General features: G+C 37.4%; 18 protein-coding genes. 7 read left to right on the top strand and 11 right to left on the bottom strand.

Annotated features, from left to right (window positions below; genetic code table 11):
* Positions 1-262: 262 nt before the first annotated feature.
* The 3 genes from H6F47_RS06080 to H6F47_RS06070 form a co-directional block, all read right to left on the bottom strand.
* Positions 263-1,429 carry a hypothetical protein gene (locus H6F47_RS06080; protein ID WP_137666341.1) on the bottom strand — a complete coding sequence of 389 codons (1,167 nt, stop codon included), beginning with the start codon at positions 1,427-1,429 and terminating at the stop codon, positions 263-265.
* A 9-nt stretch (positions 1,430-1,438) separates the two neighbouring features.
* Entirely contained in the window at positions 1,439-2,623 is a 1,185-nt protein-coding gene (locus H6F47_RS06075) for a hypothetical protein (RefSeq protein WP_137666342.1), read from the bottom strand.
* Between the two features lie 159 nt (positions 2,624-2,782).
* Positions 2,783-4,996 (bottom strand): phosphoketolase, encoded by a 2,214-nt coding sequence (locus H6F47_RS06070; RefSeq protein WP_190648057.1) that lies wholly within the window; start codon positions 4,994-4,996, stop codon positions 2,783-2,785.
* Between the two features lie 756 nt (positions 4,997-5,752).
* On the opposite strand from H6F47_RS06070, the gene H6F47_RS06065 reads away from it, so the two are divergent.
* Complete coding sequence (locus tag H6F47_RS06065; protein ID WP_190648055.1) at positions 5,753-7,135, top strand: cytochrome P450; 1,383 nt, start codon at positions 5,753-5,755, stop codon at positions 7,133-7,135.
* A gap of 52 nt (positions 7,136-7,187) precedes the next feature.
* Here H6F47_RS06065 and H6F47_RS06060 read toward each other — a convergent pair whose 3' ends face one another.
* Together H6F47_RS06060 and H6F47_RS06055 are read right to left on the bottom strand one after the other, a co-directional pair.
* Positions 7,188-7,451, bottom strand: coding sequence for a hypothetical protein (locus tag H6F47_RS06060; RefSeq protein WP_096565575.1), 264 nt, complete (start codon positions 7,449-7,451; stop codon positions 7,188-7,190).
* A gap of 150 nt (positions 7,452-7,601) precedes the next feature.
* Positions 7,602-7,856, bottom strand: a complete 255-nt coding sequence (locus H6F47_RS06055; RefSeq protein WP_190347068.1) for a hypothetical protein — start codon at positions 7,854-7,856, stop codon at positions 7,602-7,604.
* 770 nt (positions 7,857-8,626) lie between these two features.
* Between H6F47_RS06055 and glgA the strand changes: the two genes are divergently transcribed.
* Both glgA and H6F47_RS06045 read left to right on the top strand, forming a co-directional pair.
* Positions 8,627-10,108, top strand: a complete 1,482-nt coding sequence (gene glgA / locus H6F47_RS06050; protein WP_096565571.1) for a glycogen synthase GlgA — start codon at positions 8,627-8,629, stop codon at positions 10,106-10,108.
* 267 nt (positions 10,109-10,375) lie between these two features.
* Positions 10,376-10,597, top strand: a complete 222-nt coding sequence (locus H6F47_RS06045) for a hypothetical protein (RefSeq protein ID WP_190347066.1) — start codon at positions 10,376-10,378, stop codon at positions 10,595-10,597.
* Between the two features lie 149 nt (positions 10,598-10,746).
* Here H6F47_RS06045 and H6F47_RS06040 read toward each other — a convergent pair whose 3' ends face one another.
* Both H6F47_RS06040 and yidD read right to left on the bottom strand, forming a co-directional pair.
* Positions 10,747-11,442, bottom strand: a complete 696-nt coding sequence (locus tag H6F47_RS06040) for a M15 family metallopeptidase (protein ID WP_190648052.1) — start codon at positions 11,440-11,442, stop codon at positions 10,747-10,749.
* Between the two features lie 92 nt (positions 11,443-11,534).
* Positions 11,535-11,780: a membrane protein insertion efficiency factor YidD gene (gene yidD / locus H6F47_RS06035; protein WP_096572559.1), complete on the bottom strand. Its 246-nt coding sequence runs from the start codon at positions 11,778-11,780 to the stop codon at positions 11,535-11,537.
* Positions 11,781-11,893: 113 nt separating this feature from the next.
* Here yidD and H6F47_RS06030 point away from each other — a divergent pair, with 113 nt between their 5' ends.
* Positions 11,894-12,619, top strand: coding sequence for a diacylglycerol/polyprenol kinase family protein (locus H6F47_RS06030; protein ID WP_096565565.1), 726 nt, complete (start codon positions 11,894-11,896; stop codon positions 12,617-12,619).
* 98 nt (positions 12,620-12,717) lie between these two features.
* Here the strand turns inward: H6F47_RS06030 and H6F47_RS06025 are convergent, their stop codons facing one another.
* Both H6F47_RS06025 and H6F47_RS06020 read right to left on the bottom strand, forming a co-directional pair.
* Entirely contained in the window at positions 12,718-13,827 is a 1,110-nt protein-coding gene (locus tag H6F47_RS06025) for a nitronate monooxygenase family protein (RefSeq protein WP_096565563.1), read from the bottom strand.
* 372 nt (positions 13,828-14,199) lie between these two features.
* Entirely contained in the window at positions 14,200-15,696 is a 1,497-nt protein-coding gene (locus H6F47_RS06020) for a phenylacetate--CoA ligase family protein (RefSeq protein WP_190648050.1), read from the bottom strand.
* A 165-nt stretch (positions 15,697-15,861) separates the two neighbouring features.
* Between H6F47_RS06020 and H6F47_RS06015 the strand changes: the two genes are divergently transcribed.
* From H6F47_RS06015 to H6F47_RS06005, 3 genes are all read left to right on the top strand, one after another.
* Complete coding sequence (locus H6F47_RS06015) at positions 15,862-17,580, top strand: serine/threonine-protein kinase (protein ID WP_190648082.1); 1,719 nt, start codon at positions 15,862-15,864, stop codon at positions 17,578-17,580.
* Between the two features lie 253 nt (positions 17,581-17,833).
* Positions 17,834-19,993, top strand: a complete 2,160-nt coding sequence (locus H6F47_RS06010) for a serine/threonine-protein kinase (RefSeq protein ID WP_190648048.1) — start codon at positions 17,834-17,836, stop codon at positions 19,991-19,993.
* A 53-nt stretch (positions 19,994-20,046) separates the two neighbouring features.
* Positions 20,047-20,211: a hypothetical protein gene (locus tag H6F47_RS06005; protein ID WP_190347062.1), complete on the top strand. Its 165-nt coding sequence runs from the start codon at positions 20,047-20,049 to the stop codon at positions 20,209-20,211.
* 410 nt (positions 20,212-20,621) lie between these two features.
* On the opposite strand, the gene H6F47_RS06000 is transcribed toward H6F47_RS06005, so the two are convergent.
* Entirely contained in the window at positions 20,622-20,882 is a 261-nt protein-coding gene (locus H6F47_RS06000) for a hypothetical protein (RefSeq protein WP_190648046.1), read from the bottom strand.
* A gap of 405 nt (positions 20,883-21,287) precedes the next feature.
* Positions 21,288-23,960, bottom strand: coding sequence for a DEAD/DEAH box helicase (locus H6F47_RS05995; protein ID WP_190648044.1), 2,673 nt, complete (start codon positions 23,958-23,960; stop codon positions 21,288-21,290).
* Positions 23,961-23,988 lie beyond the last annotated feature (28 nt).

Raw genomic sequence — 23,988 nt, 5'->3', positions numbered from 1 at the left:
CGGTTATTCAATTTAAAAAAATTCTTACCTTGGGGTCGGGAACTCTAAATTGTAAGCAAGCCTATTTATCGTTATTCACGTTTTGCAGACCGCATCCAATTTTATGCTCCAAGGAGTACCCAAGGCTCACACTATATATATTACACCAAATCAGTTTGTAGGATGGGTAGAGCGACAGCGAAACCCATCACAATTTTTAGTATGTTGGGTTAGTTTACGGCAAGTTGATCCACGTCTACATCCCTTAACCCAACCTTACTTACTACTTAATACTTATTTCTTCAAAATTTAAGATTATTTTAATTACAATATTTTCAAATTCTCTATTAATTTGTTCAAGTTTTGGTAAATCTTTCTCTGGTAAATTTCTAAATTTATGAACAATTAAACTTCTGACAGAGTATAAAGCTAAAGGCAAACTATTTTTGTTATCACTATTAAATGCTGTAAGTAATTGATTACAAAGCAGATGTAAATTTGTTTTACTAACTGCATCAAATTTTTTTTCTAAAGCAGCTATTAATTTAGATATTCTTTCTTTTTCACTAGAAATATTTGTAATTGATTCTTTAAGTTCATATATATTTTTATCTGCATTATTCTGAAAATTATTGATTATATCTGAAAAACTTTTTTCAAAAATTATCTCTATAACTAATTCAATTACTTGGTAAAGAAGGTAAAATCTAACTAAAGGATTTTCTTCAGTTTTCAATAAACTTTTGAAAAGTCTATCAAGATAAGCCTCTCCTTGTAAATACTGTGACTTTCTCTGAATTATCAGTCTAGTATTACCAAAAGATTGTAAATTAGCTCTATTTCTGATTTCTTTTAAATCCTCTGTTGGTTGACAATTATTAATCTGTTTTAAATTCTCTGTTGGTTGACAGTAATAATAACTATATGAATATAAGGAAGTCAAGTAGTTATCAATATGAAAATTATCAATATTTTGAATTTGGGAATTAGATAAAATTAATATGATTATATCATCTCCATAAAAATCTGTCAGCATATAATTGTCGGCATTTTGAAAAGATGGAATAAAATGATCATATTCTTCCTTATTGATTAATAGTTTGTAAAAGGCAACATAAGCATATTTTAAAAAATGCTTATTGTTTGCACATCCATGTTTATTAGATACAATAGCTTGAATAGGAAATACCCAACCAATTCTTAAATTAGCATCTTTATCATACACTTGAAAAATGTCATTTTCTCTATTTAGTTCCAATGATTTCATTACAAATAATGAATAATCTTCAGGAACATAATCAAGATATGGAGTTAAAATATAGTCAACGTCTATTTTAAAATCATTTGAATCAGAGAGTTCAAAGCAAGATTGACTATCATTAAATTTGGGTATAACTTCTGTCAAAGTATATGGTATGCTGGCAAGTTCATTTTTGATTTTGAGAGGCATAGACAAAAATTACTCATTTAATTTATATTTTTTGTAACCAGATTCTATTGACTTATCTATTGATAAAAATGAGTCACTAGCACTACTAAATAATTCTCTAAACAAGTAGTAAAAATACATTCTTTGAGAATTGCCAATTTTTCGAGCCGTTTTACTGATATCATCTAAATTTAAAACTAATTTATCAAGAAAATGCTCATTATTATTGGTAACTTGAATAGTGGCAATATACAGGTTTATATCATCAAATGAATTAATGAGTTCTTTATCTCTCAAAAATCCCACAGCAGCACCGAAACCTGTCATTACTTGCGATTTAGTAAATATTTTATATACGTTAGTTGTACCTACGCTAGAACCAAAAGGATTTCCTGATAAGCTGCTTTCTTCATTATTAAATTCCCAATCACCTGCCAATTCTTGGATTTTTTCAACAAACTTATTATAGGTTGTGATGTAATTTTGAAATAAATCCTTATCTTGATTTTCTAGTGCCAGTTTTTCTAAACTCTTGATACTTTCAAGTAAGTCTCTCCTATCTAAACTAGACTCATCTCTAAGAATATAGGAAGTAAAACCGTCTATTACATCATTAAATCTATACTCACCAATTTGATGAGGTGTTTCTTCATCAACTTCCCTTACAAGTCGTATTCCTTCAGGAATATTTTCATCAAGATAATTTGAATAAAGTATTTCTATTTGATGCCTCACAGACATGGGTGATTGACCCGTATTCAGGGTTAACATTCTGTATAGTATACCTATTTTGTTCAGACCTAAATAGATTTCAAATCTTAACTGGTGATCATAAAAGTTTCTCTTATTTTCATTATTTTTAGCATCTAATTCATTGGCTAAATCAAGTAATGTATATGTTCTTTGTAAACCATCAAGAATGATTAATTTGTCTCTATGGGTATTAATATAATCGATAGATTTATTCTCATCTATATCATTAATAGCTATATTTTCATTACTGAGAGCTAAAACTAAAGGAGGTATGGTACAACCTTGTTTTAAATCTTGTTTTAGCAAGCTATAAATTGATGAAGATAATCTTAATTTTCTCCTTTGAAAAGGATTATTGTCAATAATATTTCTAGCTATTTCTAAGTATTCAGAAATAGGCATTTCTGTTAAAATATTGTGTGCTTTTATTCTATTATCGAAGCTTTTAGAAAGTATTTGCATAATAGTTTATATGAATTTATTATAAGATTATAACATGATTTTCTTTTAATTATTGCTTAACAAAAAATGATCTACAAAAAATACTTTTAACTAAAAACCGCAAATGTACGCAACAAACGCCAAATCATCCGCGTTCATCTGCGTACATCTGCGTTTTAATTAATGCACCAACTCAATAGCCCGCTTCGTCAACGCTTCCGCAGTCAACCCATTAAACGCCATCAACTCACCCGCACTTGCGGTAGTTTCCCCACGCTTCCAAGCGAAAATATCCCGCTTACTGGTACTGCGTAACATAATAGGTTCTAACATCGCACCTGCACCACCAGTCACACCAATTAACGCATCACCAGCAAACAAACTATCAAATTCTGTATCACTCAAAAACCCACCATCAGGTTCAGAACAAGTATCCCAAGCTGTATCATTAGCACGATATAAACGCCGGGGGTTAATAACAGAAATTATCTTCACCCCAATACCTTCAGTCTCTAAAAATGCCGCCGCTTCAAACACGGGAATTAAGGTCATATCGCCAATTACAGCAAATACAACCTGTTTTCCTCCCGCAACTTCATGTAATAAAATCGCGCCTTTTTCTAACCCTTCTTTTGTTTGTTCTAAAGTTGTTCTAATGGGTAAAGGTGACTTACTTGCAGTAATGACAATTCCCTTATTTTTTGTTCCCAAAGCCCAATCATAACAGACTTGAATACTGTTAGCATCGGGGGGAAAAACAGGAAATACATTACCATTTCTCATCATCGAAGCAAAATAAGCTTCAATTTCTGGTCTTTGGTGTGTCCAACCGTTGCGACCTTGTTCTAATGCACCGGCAGTAAATAAGGTAATAGTTGACGGTGTTTTTCTTCTTAATTCTGCCATTGCTTGGGTGACTGTTTGCCAAATTGGTAAACCATTGATGGCAAAAGATTCATAGGAACACCACAAACTTCTCGCCCCCATTAAGGATAAACCCACTGCTAAACCTGCACAAGCATCTTCGCTCAAAGGCTCGTAAACTTGACCTCCTGGAGCCTGATGATAGGTTTCATCTGCTGTGGGGTGAATGATTTTTAAGGCTTCATTAATATTACCAATTCCTGAAGCGGCGTTACCATCGGCGTTAGTTACTAGGAAATTTTTATCTTTATTTCCGATTATTCCTACTAACCTTCCCATTGCGGTTGTGGAAACTTTTGGATCTCCGCCAACTGCATATTCTTCTAATGGTAATTCGCCGATGTCTGCTAAAGGTAATTCAAATTCTGTAACTACAGTTTTCGCTGCGGGTCCACCTCCGGCACGTTCGGCGTTTGTGCGGACTGTTTGCCATGCTTCTACAGGTAAAGCGCGTTTTTGTAAGGCTGTGACAATGTGAGGAGCGGTTAAGGTATCTTGAGGATAGAGGTTGTGAGATTTTGCCCCTAAAGCGTGAACACCCGCGCCTTTGAGTTGTTTAATGATAAATACCGTTAATGTGCCACTCAAAGCAGAACGGGCAGCTTTATCAACGCCTAATAATACCGCTTTGGTAAATTCTAACCGTTTTTGGAAGGAGAAAATGGTACTATCTACGTAATCTCCCGGTTGATGTTGGTCGTCAAATTCTTTGGCATCAACGATGATAACTTCGGCAAAACCGTTACCTTTCCAATAAGCGATCATTTCATCGGTAGTTTTTAAAGATACCATGCTATGATGTTCTTGGCTGTAACCGTTCCAAACTAGGATAGGTAGGAAGTTGGTTACATTGGGGTAAGCGGTGTGAAAATGCGCCATTGCACTCATGATGTAGGGTTCACCGAGTCCCCCATCTCCCACAGTGAAGGGGAAGAGTTTGTCACGGTGTAGCAGTGCAGCAGACATCGCAAAATGTTGTCCTTGTCCCAAAGGACCAGCAGGGGCGAGAATACCAGGAATATAACCGGATAAATGTCCTAATAAACCGTGTTTTTCCCGAAAGCGATCGCGCAATTGTTGTACTGTAGAAATGCCCATGTCTTCTAAAGAACGGTCGAGAAACATGGCACTATAAAAACCGGGGGCGTGGTGTCCAACTTCGGTGATAATGTTTTTATGTCCCAGCATGACCAAAGCTGCATAAGCTTCCGCTTGGCTGGCAAAACCGCCGGGATGTCCAGAAGCCTTACTACCAGTAATTTGTAGAGTCAGGTAGCGCAGGGCATCGGCAGCTAGTAGGGTTTGATAAACTGCTGTAGTATCATTGGGATTAGCGATCGCACCTTTGCCCGATTCTATCACCGGCGTTGCACCATAAGTTTCAAAATCTGGCAATGCTTCCCCAAAATATTGAATACCTTCACAAAAATTGGGAACTGCGGAAGATGCCTTTGTTGTAGTTGCTGTCATGCTGAGTACCTTAATAAAATCGTCGGAAACTTTAAATGCTGGTTTACAGTGGTTTTCATGAATGACTTTTTTATCTCACGCAAAGACGCAAAGGCGCAAAGGGGAAATAAGAGAAGTCTGAAGACTTGAAAACTACTGTAATGTAACCAAAATTTTACATCTTCACGGTTGTAAAGGTTTATTGCAGTTTTAGAATGCAAAACATAAGCAGAGATTATGAAAGCAGCATGACAAACCAATAGCCCGCAAGGAAATGATAGCGAAGCGTGGCGTTAGCCATATTTCTTTGCTAATAGCCAAAGTCATCTAAAGATGACTCAATAACCAGAAAATTCTTCAGTAAACTTTAGTTTACTTGATTTATTAGCCATGAAATGAATTTCATGGCGGGTGTGGAAGCTGACGCAAAATATCTCTAAAACCTTCTTTCCTCCATGTCCTCTGTGCCTTCGTGGTTCGTTTTCTCATTCACTCCTGACTTCTGTACGGGCAAAGTAGGGGCGAAGTAGGGGCGAAGCATTCGGAAAATAGGCTTTTGATAAAATGATAATTTGTCGCCCGAATGCTTCGCCCTTACAGGAAAATAGGCTTTTGATAAAATGATAATTTGTCGCCCGAATGCTTCGCCCTTACAGGAAAATAGGCTTTTGATAAAATGATAATTTGTCGCCCAAATGCTTCGCCCTTACGACTCCTGACTTCTGAATTTTGCTATAAGATATTTAGTAAAAAACTAACATCTACCAAAAAACTTTTATGCCTCTACCCACAGGACCCAAAACTCCAGCTACCCTGCAAATGCTACGCTGGGTATTTAGCCCGATGTCCTACATGGAAGAATGCGCCAAAACCTACGGTGATATTTTTACTCTCAAGCTGGATTACAATTTACCTCCTATGGTCTTTATTCATAGCCCAGAAGCAATGCAGCAGGTTTTGAGCAATGATACCAAAGAATTAGAAGCACCAGGCGATTTAAATCAACTATTTGAAGGGTTACTAGGTAAAAATTCTCTGATTTCTCAAAGTGGTAAAGAACATCAGCGACAACGGCAGTTAATCATGCCTCCCTTACACGGGGAAAGAATGCGAACTTATGCTGATGTAATTAATAATATCACCGAAAAAGTCATCGGCAAACAGCAAATAAATCAACCTTTTAATGTGCGAACAGTTACCCAAGAAATTACTCTGGGGGTGATGATGCAAGCTGTCTTTGGACTTTATGAAGGTGAACGGGCTGAAAAATTACAACACTTACTATGTGAAATTCTGGAAGCAGGTAGTGAAGTTTGGAGAGTGGCTTTATTATATTTTCCAGCGTTACAAAAAGTGATTGGTCTTTCCAAACTTTGGGAAATACAGGAACGTCGTCAAAATAAAGCTGACCAACTCCTGTATGCAGAAATTCAGGAACGCAGAGAAAATCCTGACCCATCACGTACAGATATCCTCAGTTTGCTAATGTCTGCAAGGGATGAAGACGGTCAACCAATGACTGATGTAGAATTACGGGATGAATTAATGACTTTGTTAGTAGCAGGTCATGAAACCACAGCTACAGCCATAGCCTGGGCTTTATATTGGGTTCATAAACTACCAGAAGTCCGCCAAAAATTATTAGCAGAACTTGATACTTTAGGCGAAAATCCTGATTCCAATACTATTTTTAAATTACCTTATCTCACCGCCGTTTGTAATGAAACTTTGCGGATTTATCCCGTGGGAATGTTGACTTTTCCCCGTCGGGTAAAAACCCCTATTTCTGTAGATGGTTATCAACTAGAACCAGGTACAGTTGTGATGGGTTCAATTTACCTCACTCACCATCGAGAAGATATTTATCCCAACTCTAAACAATTTAACCCAGAACGCTTTATAGAAAAACAATTTTCACCATATCAATTTATCCCTTTTGGCGCTGGTGCAAGACGTTGTATTGGTCTAGCATTTGCCCAATTTGAAATGAAATTAGCACTAGCTAAAATCCTCCAAGGTTGGGAAATGGAACTAGCAGATACTCGTGAAGTTAAACCAAAACGCCGTGGTTTGGTGACAGGTCAAGATAAACCTATTCAAATGATTTACCACGGTCGTCGTCAGCAACAATCTCGAACTTTAGAGACAATAGCCGTGTAATTTTTCAGGGGTTAAGAGTCGGTACAAACCAATTTTTAACCCCCGCAAATGATTAAACTACCAAATAGATATCTATTTCCGAAAAATCAACCGTAAAAAGCTTGTTGTCGTTAAAAATCGGAGGTATGTAATATTCACTGAATAAACTATTTAACTCATCACAAAACATATTGAGAGAGAAAGCCGCTAAACCACTACTCCATAAAGGAATAACAGTATTACCTCCTGACGTTGACTCCATTTCTTCTAAAGTCAGTTTCTGAAAAAGCCCATTGACTTGAACAGAATGTAATTCAGTATTCATGATTGCAGCCATTGTCTTAATTTACCAATCCAGAAATGAGCAGGTATGAAAATTTATGATTTATGAGGAGTAAAATCTGTAAAAACAAATGCCCTAAAAAAATGTTTTCCCCTCAACCAACTAAAAATTTCTTAATGTCAGTACCAGAATACAAATAATTAATCACCAAGAATTTATGACGACGTATATTGACCTGGAATAGTCTACAGTAGCGACCTTATTATCCCTGATGCCACTATCTACACCTTTAACGTCACCAGTCCCTGTATTCTCCACGTTTCCAGTATTACCCGATATAAAATAATTATTGACGCTCCCACCACTACCACCAGATACAGTCTTTGTTTCAACCACAGATAGCTCACGAAAAAGGCTTCCTGCATTATATTTTAAGTCCGCAATTACTATTTTCTTCATTGTTTTATCCTCTAAATTAGGAGTTAATTCCTTTTAAATGTTTTTGCATAACTAGATTTAAAATAATCCAAAGTCCCGATACATATAAAGCTTTATGCACATGATCATAGGACATAAATCCGATCATTTTGTCTAAAAATGTAATTCGTATATTTTAAAATTACTAAATTTTAAAATTACTAAGTTCCAATAATGGAAAATTCACATATTAAAAATATTTTTAGATATTATGTCAGAACCTAAACCACACAATTTTGTCTGAAATTTTTACCTTGATAGATTGAGATTACCAAATTACATGACAGCGATTTTCAGGTAAATGAACCACAAAACAATCTTTAAAACCCTTGTAGAGAATTTGCACGCAACGTCTCTACTATGGTCTAACTAGGTGAAAACTGCTGTAATACACAATTTCGATATCTTCTGGTTTGAAGCATACTCTTTTCAGACATAAATCCCAGGATTTTGTCTGGAAACTTAATGCTTTGATAATAATTCTGAGGATAGATTCCCTTGCTGACATCTTAATTTACAGCAAAATGTGGCTTACGCTACGCTATCAGGAGTCAGGAGTAATATCAAGTCCGTTTGAATAGTTATGTTATCTGTGAGGACAGGCAAGAGGCAAGAGTGAAAATGAAAATTCCTACACCCCACACCCAAAAATTCAATCCTCGTTTATCATCCCAATACCCAGTTGTCAATGAGTACATTTTTCATAAATTGCTATATAGTAAACATAAAGTTTTGTAAGGCGAGGGCTAGGAATGTACATAGTACAAATTGCCTCAGAATGCGCTCCTGTAATAAAAGCTGGGGGTTTGGGGGATGTTGTTTATGGACTTAGCAGGGAGTTAGAAGGACGGGGAAACACTGTTGAACTTATTCTCCCAATGTATGATTGTATGCGTTACGATCATATATGGGGTCTTCACGATGCCTACCTTAACCTGTGGGTACCCTGGTATGGTGGCGCAGTTCACTGTTCTGTATACTGCGGGTGGGTACATGGTCGGGTTTGTTTCTTCATTCAACCCCACAGTCAAGACAATTTCTTTAATAGAGGTTGTTACTATGGTTGCGATGATGACAACATGAGGTTTGCTTTCTTTAGCAAAGCAGCTTTAGAATTTTTACTGCAAAGTAATAAAAGACCAGATATCATTCATTGTCACGACTGGCAAACTGGGTTAATTCCTGTCATGTTGTATGAAATTTATAAATATCATGGCATGGAATATCAAAGAGTTTGTTACACCATTCACAACTTTAAACATCAAGGTATGGGTGGTGTAGAAACTCTCCAAGCTACCAATTTAAATCGCCCAGAATATTATTTTCAATACGACAAACTGCGGGATAATTTTAATCCTTTTGCGATCAATTTTATGAAAGCAGGGATTAATTACGCCAATGCAATTACCACAGTATCACCAAATCATGCAGTCGAAGCTCAAACCAGTGATGTGGGTTGTGGTTTAGGACATACATTATATTTGCAAAAAGACAAATTTAGTGGAGTTCTCAATGGCATTGATTACGATTTTTGGAATCCCGAAGTTGACCGTTACATCCCTAATAATTACAACTGGGATGAATTTGAACAAAAGGCATATAACAAAAAAGCATTAAGGGAAAGATTGATGTTAGCTCATGATGAGAAAAAACCCATCATTGCTTACATCGGTCGTTTAGATAATCAAAAAGGTGTCCATTTGGTTCACCATGCTATGTACTATGCTTTGAATAGAGGAGCGCAATTTGTATTGTTAGGTTCAGCTACGGAATCAGCAATTAACGCTCATTTTTACCATGAAAAACAATTTTTAAATAATAACCCAGATGTGCATTTAGAACTGGGATTTAATGAAGAATTATCTCACCTCATTTATGCTGGTGCAGATATGATAGTTGTACCCAGTAATTATGAACCTTGCGGTTTAACCCAAATGATAGGTTTAAAATACGGAACTGTACCCATTGTTCGGGGTGTTGGAGGTTTAGTAAATACTGTTTTTGACAGAGATTATGATCAAAATTTACCACCAGAAAAACGCAATGGTTATGTGTTTTATGACATGGATAACCTAGCATTAGAATCAGCAATGGGAAGGGCTATAGATTTATGGTATCAGCAACCCGAAGAGTTTAAAAAACTAGCTATTCAGGGTATGTTGTATGATAATTCTTGGAATATTCCCGGTGCGAAATATTTAGAGATTTACGAATGGATCAGACATAAATGGTAAATCTTTAATTTCCGATACAAAAAAGCTAACTAACCTCTCGTTCCCAGTCTCCAGACTGGGAATGCCATCATCAATTGATAATTGACAATTGATAATTGACAATTAATGTAGAAATAAAATTCAATTACAGATTTGGGCTTTTTTATTTTAATCAAACGCCACAACCCCAAAGCAGAAACCAGAGAAATTTATTGAGGATAATGTCAAGCACAAATAATCTTAATTTGTTATAATTAACAATGTCAATTAATAGAGGCTTAACTTATTATGGAAACAATTACCCTTCAAGTTGACCCAGAAATTGCCAAAGCATACCGAGAAGCAGAACCCGAAAAACAAAAAAATGCCCTGATTGTTTGTAATCTTATCCTTAAAGAACTTTTAAAAAATACAAGTTTTGAAGAAATTGTTCAACAGATTCGCCAAGAAGCAGAAGAAAACGGCTTAACTCCCGAAATTTTAGCAGAATTGTTAAAAGATCATTGGTGACAAGTTAAGGAAAAGGAAAAATTGTCAAGGGTAGTATTAACAGAGGTCAAAAAGATGGGAAACTCAATCTAGACAAGTAATTGAGCGATTGAGTCCAAACTATTCCCTATTCCCTGCCTCAACGAAGGGACTTTTTCAGCAACCCCTAATTATTCATTATTGAAACGCCCATAGCGTGCGGTTTGCTGATTACACAACCAAGCCCACATTTGATCACCAAAGGAAAAATGCCACCATTCTCTAGGATTACGTTGAAAACCTGCCTTTAACATCACATTTAGTAACAATTCTCGATGGCGATGATATTCTTGATGACAATGGGCATCAGAATGGGCATAATAATCAGGGTGCGATCGCTCAGACATTTCATCAATCGGTGAACCCATATTCACAACTTCCCCATTTTCATCGACTAAAGTAATATCCACCGCAGCACCTGTACTATGGGGAGGAGGAGTATTCATATCTAAACTTGGGACCGCCCAAATTTCATATACTTGCTGCCAAATTTCTTCCCGTTGTTGAGTCGATAAATCACTCTCAATCAATCCCCTGGCTTGCACAGCTTGGGCAAAACTATAATCTACCATAAATTGCTGCACAGCTACCGGGCGATAAGCATCAAATATTTGAATACACCAACCAGGATGTAACAATTGTAAATAATTTTGTGCCTCAATTAAATTTTCGACCACACTGGCACGCAAAAAATAAGCAGAATATCCCCCATAGTCAGCACCTAATTTTTCATAAGGATGGGGAGTCTCCACCGCAAACCGTTCTAAGGGAATTTTCACTAAAGGTTCACCACATTCAATAATGGAAATTTGGTGATATGGACGCATATTATCAACTCAGCTTGTAAAATAGTAAGTTTTGTAGTAGGTTTTGAATGAGTTTTCCACTACCCAATTTTCTCCAACCAGTTCTGTATCTGTTACTCCCGATGTTCGCAACAAGACTTTTCCCCCACTTCTGGTACTGGATCATAACCACCAGGGTGGAACGGATGACAACGTAAAATTCTGCAAATAGACATCCAACCACCACGGAACACCCCAAAACGCTCAATAGCTTGGATAGCATACATTGAACAAGTTGGTTGAAAGCGACAAGTCGGCGGAAACAGAGGAGAGATGAATAAGCGATAACCTTTAATTAGCCCAATCAATATTATTTTCATGCCCAAATCGCCTACAGTAGTATTAGGTTTAAATAACAAGAATCACAGTCTCAAAATTATCAGTTGCGTCATTGTTGATTACATAGTTGATTACATAGTTGATTACATAGTTGATGACATTTCTCGGTTTAGAATCTATTCTCCCATTGTGGCAACAAATTTCCGTTGCTGCGGCTTGGGTATTACTTGTTATCTTCGTCGCCTGGTTAGTTAGTCGCTTTACCGACAGTGAACCCGAAATTATCCGTAAAATAGTCCATATTGGCGCAGGTAATGTAATTTTACTGGCTTGGTGGTTCAATATCCCTGCTATTATTGGCATTACATCTGCAATTTTAGCTGGCATTATTACTTTATTATCCTATTTTTTCCCCCTTTTACCAGGAATTAATAGCGTTGGTCGTCAAAGTTTAGGTACATTTTTTTATGCAGTTAGTATTGGGATTTTAGTTGCTTGTTTTTGGTATTTACACCAACCCCAATATGCAGCTTTAGGTATTTTAATTATGGCTTGGGGAGATGGACTAGCGGCTTTAATCGGGCAAAGATTTGGTAAACATAAATATAAACTTTTTGGTGCAAACAAAAGTTGGGAAGGTTCTTTAACCATGACGTTTGTTAGTTTTTTGATGACTGTGTTGATTTTACTGCCAACCCAAGGAAACTCTTGGGAAATATGGCTGATATCAATAATTGTAGCTATTATAGCTACATTTTTAGAAGCTTTTTCGTTTCTGGGTATTGATAATTTAACTGTTCCTATCGGTAGTGCAGCTTTGGCTTATGGTTTAATTCAAATATTAGTTTTTAATGGTATAGATTGGGCGAATTTTTATTAAATGTTTATTAAATGTTTATTAAATGCGATCGCCACCGCTAAAGTTATAGGGAATAGGGAATTAAGTAAAGAATGTTTTCCCCATCTCCCCATTTTCTATCAACAGGTTAATTCTGCCATTAATTCGGAAACTGAGATGATGCGATCGCCTGATCCCAAATTAGCACCAGAAAAAATTAAACCATTTTCTATGTCTCCACACGCTGCTTTAGAAAGTGCTTGCAGCAAACAATAGGTTTTTTTAGTATCTCTACATAAACAAGATTCTAAACAATTTGCTATACATCTACGTTCTAACAATGATAAATCAGCGTTAGCGCAGCTTATTGAAGATATCGCCATTTCCGCAAAGGCATTTTTTAAAGCACGACTGGGTTTTCCTACTGGACTCGGTACTGTCACAATGTCCTCTGGAGTTGCTCTTAGATGAAATTCTTTATACCGCAAATCAGCATCACATTCTTCTGTAGTAATAAAGCGAGTACCAATTTGTACACCATCTGCTCCCATCCCTAATATCTGATCAATTTCTGTGCGATCGCTTATTCCCCCAGTAATAATTAATGGTATGCTCTTTTCTTGTTGTGCTAAATACTCGCGTAATTCGGTAATTATCCACTCAATGGAAAAACCAGGAAAATTCGCCTGTTCGCACTGTGAAAAATGTCCTCCCACCTTTTGACAATTTTCCAAAATCAAAGCATCAGGTAAACGATTATACTGGCTTTTCCAAGTTTCACAAATCAACTTTGCAGCTTGCACGTTAGCTACACTTGGCACTAAGGCCACATCTGGATAGTCTACCGTAAATTCTGGTAAAGTCAAAGGTAATCCCGCACCAGTAATAATTAAATTTGCCCCTGCTGCTGCCGCAGTTTGAGCTAATGTCAAATAATCTCTAGTAGCAACTAAAACATTAACACCAATAATTCCTTCTGGGCTAATAATCCGTGCTTTGCTGATTTCATCTTTCAATGCTAACTGATTCGCTGTAAAAAAACTACCCCGTTGGCGTTTGTGAAAATACAGAGAATTTAACCCTATTCCCATTGAAGCAATGACACCCACTCCACCAGCGTTAGCTACTGCACTAGCCAGTTTAGCACCAGATACACCCACTGACATTGCACCTTGAATAATTGGATAGCGGGCAATGTGTTCACCAATTCGCAAAGGATGAAGGATAGACTTTATACCAGAACTATTCATTAATTAACTAAATAACCGTGCAGTGATTGTATCATTATAAGTGTAAATTATGGTATTAATCATATCAGAAAATCATTACTCGTTCCCATACTCTGTATGGGAATGAATTTAAGCAGAACCTATATCATTGCAATTGTCAATTATCAATTGTCAATTATCAATTACTAGTTCCCATACTCTGTTAGGACTTACGCAAGATGTGACTGAAAACCTTATTCTTGCGTAGGGGTAATTCATGAATTACCCCTACTTTCGTTCCCTTTTGCGTAAGTCCTGTCTGTATGGGAATGAATTTAAGAAGTCTCTGACTTCTATTATAGGCAGAACCCATATCATTGCAATTATCAATTATCAATTATCAATTATCAATTATCAATTGCGAGTATATCTATGTTTAACACCCACGGGAAAATATTCCAAATCACCTGTAGGTTTTAATTCTACTTGGGGTGTTTGATATTCCCCAGGAACATAATTAGCAAACTCACTATTTAAACGTAACAATTGAGCAAGAATAGAATTAGTAATAGTTGCAGTTTTTTCAATGCTACCTTCTACCCCTGGTGCTAATTCCACAACGACAGATAAAAAGCGATTTTTATCTTGATCTTCTTTTACCTGTAACACAAATTTACCCGTTACCCATTCTCTAATTATCGGTTGTTCTAATCCCACAGTCACATTTTCAGGATAAATATTTGCACCAAAATAGGAAACGGTAAAATTAGCACGTCCAAAAACATAAACAAATGGTAATTGATGTATTCCTCTATTTTCACCTAACTCAGCAACCGGATCAAACCCCCATTCAGCTAGGAATTTCAGCATTTCTGAATAACTAATTAACCCCCCATTATCGAAGATATTATATCTAATTAAAGGAATGCCATTATTACCAGAAAATATTAATCTTCCTTCTTCAACTTCAAAAAATCGACTACAAGGATCGTACTGTACTAATGTCGGTAAACGTGACTCTCCAAATAATGCTTTTGCTGCTGCTGGGTTTGCTGCTAAAAATCTTCTAATACAAATACTTAAAGGTGTTTCATTTCCTAAAACTCCTGCGTCTGCTGTTCCATACATTGACGCAAAATCATAACAAGGATTTTCTGATCCTATTCTTTCACCTACTAAACTCCGCCATTCTTCACTAAATACTTCTCCTGCCATTACTAATTTAATATGATATTGTTTCCACTGTAAACCATTGGTAATTCCCGTATCAATAACATCTTTTAAAAATGGCGGATATCCTAATAATACAACTTGTTCAAAATTACCACCTAATTCTTGCACAACTCGCAATATTTCGGTTTTATTATTTCCAGGTGTAATGACTGTAATGGGATAACCTTTAGTTGCTAAATACCGACAACAATTGGTAGTGAACATTCCCCCTACCCATGTTCCCAAGGTAAAACAAATTATTGCTAAGGTGCTTTTATTATCTGCATCAAAACTATCATGAAAAATCTGCTCAAACCGGGTGGCTATTTGTAATTCATCAGTGAAGAAACGCGGCCAAAATGTGGATTTTCCCGTTGAGCCAGAGGAAGCCGCGATCATATCACAGCTTCCTAATATTCTATCTTGACATAGCTCTGGTAGAGTGTAAAGAGAAATATAATTTTCTTTACAAATAACTGGTAATTTTTGGAAGTCTGCTAAAGTTTGAATTGTTGCCGGGTTGATGTGATGTGTTGCTAAAAACGCTTTGTAAGCTGGTACGGTAGCAGCTACAGTTTTAAATAGGTTAATTGCGATTTCTTGGGGTGTAGTTTTTTGATGTTGTTCCAGTGTTTCTGCTAGGGGAGTAGAAACAAATTTTTCTAGTTCTTGAATCGCTTTTTGGGTTTTTGGGTTCATAAGTTAGGAGTCAGGAGTTCAGGAGGTAGAAGAACTAGGGCAAGTTAATAACCCAGTCACCAGTCACCAGTCACCAGTCACCAGTCACCAGTCACCACAATAGTTCGTAAATTACCTTTTTGATATTGTAGAACTGTATCAGTATATTGATCTATGTTCCCTACCATGTCCGTCTATTGCAGCAAACAACACGCAAATAATAATGGTAACAGTTTTTGTACTCAGTGCGGAGAATCTTTACCGCTGACTGTAGGACAGGTAATCAATAATCGTTATGAAATTGGGCGTATACTGGGGCAAGGTGGCTTTGGGCGGAGTTATTTGGCGATTGATAGACAAAAAGCCCGTGAAAAGTGTGTTTTAAAAGAATTTGCGCCCCAAGTCACTAAAAAAGAAGATTTACAAAAAGCTCAAGAGTTATTTGAACGGGAAGCGAACGTACTTAAAAAAATCAAACATCCGCAAATTCCCAGATTTCATGAATCTATACAAGCTAAAATTGGTACTAAAGATTTTTTCTTTTTAGTGCAAGATTATGTGGAAGGCGCTAATTATTATCAGTTATTTGAACAACTGCAAACACAGGGAAAATCTTTGAGTGAGGAGGAAGTTATTAACCTTTTACACAAGATTCTCCCGATTTTGAGTTATATTCACTCTTTAGATATTGTCCACCGTGATATTTCGCCTGATAATTTGATTTTACGCCAAAAAGATGGTTTACCTGTGTTGATTGATTTTGGTGGTGTAAAACAATTACCAGCTTATCAGGGTTTTTGGCAGACTAAGTTGGTGGGAAATGGTACTTTATTAGGTAAAAAAGGTTATGCACCAGAAGAACAGTTACTTCAGGGAAAAGTATTTAAAAGCAGTGATTTATACTCATTGGCGGTAACGGCTTTGGTGTTAGTGACTGGTAAAGAACCGCATTTACTTTATGATAGTTATAACGGGACTTGGTATTGGGGAAAGGAAATTAAAGTAAGTCCAAAATTAACAGCAGTCTTAAAAAAGATGTTGGCATATAAACCAAGCGATCGCTATCAAACAGCAGATCAAGTTCTGAAAGATTTACCAGCACCAACATCTGTTTCTGGTTCTGTTTCTACAGTTATCCATAACATAAATACTAATCCAAATACTATGCAACCTTCTGTTAATAACAAAAACACTCACCTGAGCAGGTTACAAACAATGGTAGCTGCACCAGGGAAAAAAGTATATAGAACTACTCACCTGGCACTGCAAAATATACCGATGCCTATATGGTTGCGTCCTTTTGCTGTCACTTTTACTATGACTATGGGAGTCGGTTTAATTGGTGGTGGTATGTGGGCATTGGGACATTTTATGGTAAGAAGTGTTACATCAATTAGTTTACCTAAAGTGGAAGTTCCCGGTATACCATCTATCAATAATCCTATCAGTGTGGGAAATAAAAACCGCAGTGTTGAGGAGGTTTTTAACCGTGTGCAAGAGTTGGAAATTTCCCAAGCGGTGTTTACTAAGACAGTAGATGAAAGATTTTATGCTATCAGGCCAGGGTTGCGGGGAAGGGTATTAACAGATAAACCGGAAGATCGGGTTTTACGGGAACAGTGGAATAGTACAGCAGATGAGTTGTTAAAGAAAATAGAACAAGCTAATTTGAGTCAGATAGCACGGAGGAAAATAGGTAATTATAGTATAGAAGATTCCCAAAAATGGGATAGACTAGCTAAAGCTGGTAGATTAGGTAAATATCGTTCATTTCAGGAGTTAAGAGAGGAAACATATCAAAAATTTGATCCATTGTTTCCTGGTCAAGTGCGTGGGAAACTAAATCAGCAGACTTTTATGCAGTTTTGGTATGCGATCGCCTCTGATCAAGTAGGGAATAAGTGACTGGTGACTGGTGACTGGGGTATTAATTTTCTCCTGACTCCTGACTCCTGACTCCTGACTCCTGTACGGGCGAAGTAGGGGCGAAGCATTCGGAAAATAACCTGTGATAAAAATTGATAATTAGTTGCCCGAATGCTTCGCCCTTACAGGAAAATAGCCTTTTCATAAAATTGATAATTTGTTGTCCGAATGCTTCGCTCCTACGACTCCTGACTCCCGACTCCTGACTCCTGACTCCTGACTCCTATTCCCTATGACTAATCTTTATTGTTCTCAAGGACATCAAAATCCATCCGGTAGTAAGTTTTGTCTTCAGTGTGGTGAGAAGATAATAGAAACTCCTGTCAATAGTGGTATTCAAGCAGGACAAACTTTAGGCGATCGCTATGTTATTGTCCGTCAACTCGGACAAGGTGGGTTTGGGAAAACTTACTTAGCTGAAGATATTAACCGTTTTCGAGAAGCTTGTGTTTTAAAAGAATTTTCTCCCCAGGTGCAAACTCCTTATATTGTGCAAAAAGCAGAGGAGTTATTTCAACGAGAAGCTAGTGTTCTTTATCAATTACAACATCCTCAAATTCCCCGCTTTCGGGAACTATTACGTATTAATTTACAAGGTAAAGAATCTCTATTTTTAGTGCAAGATCATGTAGCAGGTGAAACTTATAATTCTTTATTAAATTCCCGCAAACAAAAAGGTTTAAAATTTACAGAAATTGAAGTTCGTCAGTTATTAGAACAACTTTTACCAGTTTTAGAATATATCCATCATGTAGGTGTGATTCATCGTGATATTTCTCCTGATAATTTAATATTGAGAATTGTGGATCAATTACCAGTTTTAATTGATTTTGGGGGAGTGAAACAAGTCGCGCAAACTGTCGCTTCTCAATATTATCAATCTGGGGTAATTACTTCTGGAAGTAGTGGAACTTTGTTAGGAAAAATTGGTTTTGCACCTCCAGAACAAATGCAAACCGGTTTAGTATATCCTCACAGTGATTTATATGCTTTAGCTGTGACAGTGTTGGTTTTACTGACAGGGAAACTACCACAAGATTTAATAGATACACAAAATTTACAATGGCTATGGCGGCGAGAAATTAGCCTTAGTCCTTTATTGGGGGACATTTTAGATAAAATGCTATCTCCCAGACCAAGCGATCGCTATCAGTCAGCACGTCAAGTTTTAGACGCACTGAATGGAAAAGCAGTTAATAACTCTCCTCCTGTCGCACCTACAGTATATCCAGCTACTCAACCCCCAAAACCCACAACTTCCCCAACCACCGCAGGAACTATTGCAGTTTCTCCTCCCAAAACTCCCGCACCTCCAGCAGTTGCTACTCCCACACCCCAAAATACAAGTATTTGGACTACAACAAATGTATTTATTGTGACTGTGGCGTTATTTAGTAGTATAGGTTTGTTGTGGTGGGGTATTAGTAACCGTGGGAACAACCAAGATGGAAGTAACCCGGATATTACATTAAGTCCTACACCTACAGAAACCCCCACCACCCCGGAAAATAATTTTTCACCTGAAGAAAGAGAACGTAAACAAAGATTGAGCGATCGCCGTCAACAGTTGGGTATAGATAATAACTTTTATATCAGTTTAATCAACCAACTTTTTTGGGAGAAAAACCCCAATATCCAAGGACGTGATTTAAATGATACACCAGAAGACGAAGATTTACGGAAAGAATGGGATCAAATAGCCGCCCAAACCCTAGATAAACTGTCTCTTTTGAGTAGTAGAGCGCGTAGACAAATGGGAACTTATACCCCAGCAGAACGCGATCGCTGGAAAGTAGAAGTTAACCGCAGAAATGTTAGCAGTCGTGCTTTGTATGACTTAGGTGATGCAACCTTTTTCCGTGTATTCCCTGAATATCAAGGTAAAAATTTTATAGAGCAACCCGTTGGGCAAGTTTGGCACGCATTTGTTAATGATAAACTCAATGCTATCCTTTCTAATAGTGCCTTTGCAAGAATAGTATTTGATCCTGGGACTACAGGTAAAACAGTTAGTGGTAATCTACAACCAGGAGGAGGTAAAGTTTTCATCGCTGGACTAGCAAAAGATCAAACAATGGAAGTTAAACTAGATGCTAGTTCTCAGGTGTTATTATCTATTTATTCTCCCTCTGGTAAAGTCACATTTTTAGAAGATTCTACGGTGCGGACTGTATCCAAAACATTACCAGAAACGGGATTTTATGAATTTGTCGTAGTTTCCACAGCTTCTAAATCTACAGATTATCAGTTAACGGTGACAGCAGAAAATCCCCCAGAACCTGAACCTACACCTACAGAAACACCTACAGAAACACCTACAGAAACACCTACAGAAACACCTACAGAAGAACCCACAGAAACACCAGAACCCACACCCACGGAAACACCGTAACCAGTAAATGGGTAGATACAAGTTTGTAAACCGTAAAAAATTCCTTGATGCTTATGAGTGAAAAAATTCAGACCGAAAAAGACAAGTTACACGCAAGTAACAATATAGAAATAAATCAAGATATCGAAACTGAAAAAGTCCTATGTCCCCATTGTAAACGCACTGCTACTAATGGGATTAAATGTAAAGGAATTTGTGTGGCTGATAGTGATTATTAAGAATTGATAATTGATAATTGATAATTGATAATTGATAATTGTGGAAATTAGTCTAAGTATTCAGCTATCAGTAATCAGTTATTCTCTGAAGAAAAACTGAGTTACAGCTATTTTCAGGTAAATGAACCACATTTGATTTAGGTTTCGCGTCAACAATGTAGAGGCGTTCGCGAAGCGTGCTGGAAGCATCAGCATTCGGACAATTAATTATCGGTTTTTACCTAAGACTATCATCCGAATGCTTCGCCCTGACTGTGGTCTAAAGACATGAAAACTGCTGTAATAACAAGGATGCTCCTGTTCTGTCAAATGACATAAGTATTAATGAGAGAAATTTATAACCTATTATTGATGATTTTCTTCTTTTTTGCTGACTGCTAAATGCTGATAGCTGAATGCTTACAAATTAGTTAAGCGTGTAAATTTACTTGTTCTTGTAACCAAGAGTCCACAGGTTGTCCATCTTTACGTTTCAGTTCTATTTCTATTACCATTACTTCTTGAGAACCAGGAGGTGCAGGTTTTTTATGAAAAAAAATCTCATATTCTAACGGGTTTTGATTATGTTCTTTTAACCAATCTTGCACTTTTGTTAAAGCAAAGAATGATTGTCCTTCCGCAAACATTCTGGTAATTTGCATTTGTAGGGTGTAAGGATTAATGGGCCCCATTGTTTACTCCCATTTTTTTACTTTTTTGGTATCTTCAACTATTATAATAGTTTTGTTGATAAAATCAGGTATATTATGAACAACGATTTACTCGCTTTTTTTGCAGGTTTCGCTTTACTCATTACCTATCTCATCTTTTCTGCGCTAACGGAAATGGGTACTCAATTTCCTGGTAAAAGAGATAATAGGTGACAGGTTACAGGTTACAGGTTACAGGTTACAGTTATTAATGATTTAAAATTAGCTAAACTACCAATTTTAGAGAATGTCAAAAATACCAGATCCACAAAAAAATCACATCAAAATTGATCCAGCAACTTTGGTTTTAATAGGATCAGCTTTGATACTTTTACCTTTGTTGTTTGCTGGTTTTATGGGATGATCAATGAACTCGGTTTGCTTAGTTTATTCCATTGCTTCATTCACCGGGAAACGATCAATTAATTGCATTGCTCTTTGGGCATTTTGTCGTAAACTATCAGTAACAAAGGGAACATGAGGAATTTGTGATAATAAGTCTAGAGTACGACGCAACAACCTAACTACATCACCTTCATCTAAAGTTGTATTAGCACAAAGTTGTAACCAGTCCATTCCTAACGCCCATTGTTCTACAACTGCAATGAGTTCAAATTCTAACCAAATAGGTAAAGCTACGTTATGACGGTGTTGAATTTGAAACAGTTTGCGACGAATACCCCTAAGTTTGGCTAAAGCGTCTGCTGTTTCGTTACTGAGGTTAAAACGTACCCGACTATCGGGGCGTGGTGTTTCTGTGACTAAAGATGCTGCTGCTGCTGCTAAGTGATGGGGATCTAAATTATCTAGTTCTCCACTGGCGATCGCCAATCCTAACCATAACTCATTTTCACCCCGAATTGCTGCGGCCATTTGTCCTAGTTCTGTGGGTGCTAAATTATCCAACCCGCCAAAGTGCTGTAATATCTGAATTAAATTCAGAAATTCTTCCCAGTGTTGCTGTGAGTGTTGTTTTACTTGTTCTTCTAACTCTTCTAGTTCCGCTTCTAATTCTACACACCGCGCTCGTTGTTTAAATATGTTGGCAATATTCCCTGATTTATGCAAGGGATGATTTTCTATTTGTGATTGTACTGCATTCACCCGACTCAGTTGAGCAGCTACTTCCGGTGTCATGTACATATATTCGCTCGGATCGGGTATACTCTGAGCGATCGCCTCTGTTGCTGCATTCCCCCGCACTGACTGACCCCGTTTTAAACCTAGTTCATCAGGTGGTAAAATATCCTCTGGTACTTCTACTCTGGGCATCTCTGCATATAAATCAATTACATCTGCTGTTGTCGCTACATACCAGCGGTTATCCTGTCCTAAACAAACTAAGTAAGACGTAGGTCCAACTTCAGGAGCTTTACCATATAATATAGCCGTTAACGGTAAAGTCGCTGTCATGTTTTTATCTTTTAAACTCAACAGCGTTCCTGTCACGGCAAAATCTAACATCATGGAAAGTTGCTCTTGTCTGTCTTCCCGTGCTTGTTCCTGTAGAGTTTTAAATATATGCCGTTCTACTTTTAAACGCTGCCGCAATTTTTCATAAAGTGCAATTTCATTTTCATCTACTGCGGCTAATTCTGCTTCAATTTTTGCTAACTCTGCTTTAATGTCCGCAATTTCATCATATTCTGGTTTTAAATACAATGTTGCCATGTACTGGCCAAAACTGCGTTCTATCAGTTCCTTTGCTTGTTCTAAAGTATGGGTTTGCAAGAGGTTTAACACCATCCCATAACTGGGAGTAAACTGACTCACCAAAGGATCTGGGGGAGATGTAGCTAAATAAGCAGCTTCTTTTGCACCTTCAAAGGGAGTTTGTAATGTCACAACGTGACCTTGTAAATCCATGCCCCGACGACCAGCACGCCCGGACATTTGCAAAAATTCCGAAGCTTTTAATAAACGATGTCCATTATCAGTGCGTTTAGAAAGGGTAGAAATAACTGTTGTCCGTGCTGGCATATTAATACCTGCTGCCAGAGTTTCCGTAGCAAAGACAACTTTAATTAAACCTTGTTGAAAAAGTTCTTCAACCAAAACTTTCCAAGCTGGTAAAATTCCCGCATGATGCGCCGCAATACCTCTGTACAGGGGTGCAATTTGTCCAGTACGTCCTGCTTCTGGATTACGGGCTAAAAAATCATCAATCTGCCTACGTAATATTTGGGATTCTTCATTATTGACTAACCATAAATCACCCACCTCAGCCACCGCTTTATCACAACCTCTGCGGCTGAAAATAAAGAAAATGGCAGGTAGCATATCCCGTTGTGCCAATTGACTGAGGGTATAAACTATACTTGGTGGTTCTGGACGATTACCTTTACCTCTTTCTCCTATACCCTTTTTACCGCGTTTAATTAAACGTTGATTAATTTTAGTTTTGCTGTCATTGAGTAGGGGAAATAAACCTTTGGGGTTGCAAAAGTGAAATTCTAAAGGAACAGGGCGAAAATCAGAATAAATCAGGTCTGTGGGTCCATGAACACGATTTAACCAGTCTGTAAGTTGTTCACTATTCGCAACTGTAGCCGAAAGTGCGACCAGTTGGACTTCACGGGGACAGTAAATAATAGATTCTTCCCAGACTGTACCCCGTTGGCGATCGTTCATGTAGTGGCACTCATCGAGGACTACAGCCTCAACGTCTGTTAAAGAGATCCCGATTTGACCTATGGGTGTGCCATAAAGCATATTACGGAAAATCTCGGTAGTCATGACTATAATCGGTGCATCCCTGTTAATAGAAGCATCTCCGGTTAATAGACCGACCATATCAAATCCGAATTTTTCCCGAAAGTCGCGTAATTTTTGATTAGATAAGGCTTTCAGTGGTGTGGTGTAAAATACACGCTTACCACGGGATAAAGCGCGATAAATAGCGTATTCCCCAACTAAAGTTTTACCCGATCCTGTGGGCGCACAGACAACCACTGAGCGGCCAGCATTGAGAGAGGCGATCGCATCTAGTTGGAATTGATCCAACTCAAAGGGAAAAATCGACCCTAAATTAATTTCTGAAGAGGGTGCGGTGTAGTTCACTCAATCATCTTTTGCATCCAGACTATCT

It is taken from the genome of Sphaerospermopsis sp. FACHB-1094, from assembly GCF_014696195.1.
GTDB lineage: Bacteria > Cyanobacteriota > Cyanobacteriia > Cyanobacteriales > Nostocaceae > Sphaerospermopsis > Sphaerospermopsis kisseleviana.
This window is presented reverse-complemented; position numbering and strand designations above follow the sequence as displayed.

Bases quoted from the DNA above. Each gene is read 5' to 3' on its own strand.
- H6F47_RS06080 (WP_137666341.1), bottom strand. From the start codon at position 1,429: ATGCCTCTCAAAATCAAAAATGAACTTGCCAGCATACCATATACTTTG.
- H6F47_RS06075 (WP_137666342.1), bottom strand. From the start codon at position 2,623: ATGCAAATACTTTCTAAAAGCTTCGATAATAGAATAAAAGCACACAAT.
- H6F47_RS06070 (WP_190648057.1), bottom strand. From the start codon at position 4,996: ATGACAGCAACTACAACAAAGGCATCTTCCGCAGTTCCCAATTTTTGT.
- H6F47_RS06065 (WP_190648055.1), top strand. From the start codon at position 5,753: ATGCCTCTACCCACAGGACCCAAAACTCCAGCTACCCTGCAAATGCTA.
- H6F47_RS06060 (WP_096565575.1), bottom strand. From the start codon at position 7,451: ATGGCTGCAATCATGAATACTGAATTACATTCTGTTCAAGTCAATGGG.
- H6F47_RS06055 (WP_190347068.1), bottom strand. From the start codon at position 7,856: ATGAAGAAAATAGTAATTGCGGACTTAAAATATAATGCAGGAAGCCTT.
- glgA (WP_096565571.1), top strand. From the start codon at position 8,627: ATGTACATAGTACAAATTGCCTCAGAATGCGCTCCTGTAATAAAAGCT.
- H6F47_RS06045 (WP_190347066.1), top strand. From the start codon at position 10,376: ATGGAAACAATTACCCTTCAAGTTGACCCAGAAATTGCCAAAGCATAC.
- H6F47_RS06040 (WP_190648052.1), bottom strand. From the start codon at position 11,442: ATGCGTCCATATCACCAAATTTCCATTATTGAATGTGGTGAACCTTTA.
- yidD (WP_096572559.1), bottom strand. From the start codon at position 11,780: ATGAAAATAATATTGATTGGGCTAATTAAAGGTTATCGCTTATTCATC.
- H6F47_RS06030 (WP_096565565.1), top strand. From the start codon at position 11,894: ATGACATTTCTCGGTTTAGAATCTATTCTCCCATTGTGGCAACAAATT.
- H6F47_RS06025 (WP_096565563.1), bottom strand. From the start codon at position 13,827: ATGAATAGTTCTGGTATAAAGTCTATCCTTCATCCTTTGCGAATTGGT.
- H6F47_RS06020 (WP_190648050.1), bottom strand. From the start codon at position 15,696: ATGAACCCAAAAACCCAAAAAGCGATTCAAGAACTAGAAAAATTTGTT.
- H6F47_RS06015 (WP_190648082.1), top strand. From the start codon at position 15,862: ATGTCCGTCTATTGCAGCAAACAACACGCAAATAATAATGGTAACAGT.
- H6F47_RS06010 (WP_190648048.1), top strand. From the start codon at position 17,834: ATGACTAATCTTTATTGTTCTCAAGGACATCAAAATCCATCCGGTAGT.
- H6F47_RS06005 (WP_190347062.1), top strand. From the start codon at position 20,047: ATGAGTGAAAAAATTCAGACCGAAAAAGACAAGTTACACGCAAGTAAC.
- H6F47_RS06000 (WP_190648046.1), bottom strand. From the start codon at position 20,882: ATGGGGCCCATTAATCCTTACACCCTACAAATGCAAATTACCAGAATG.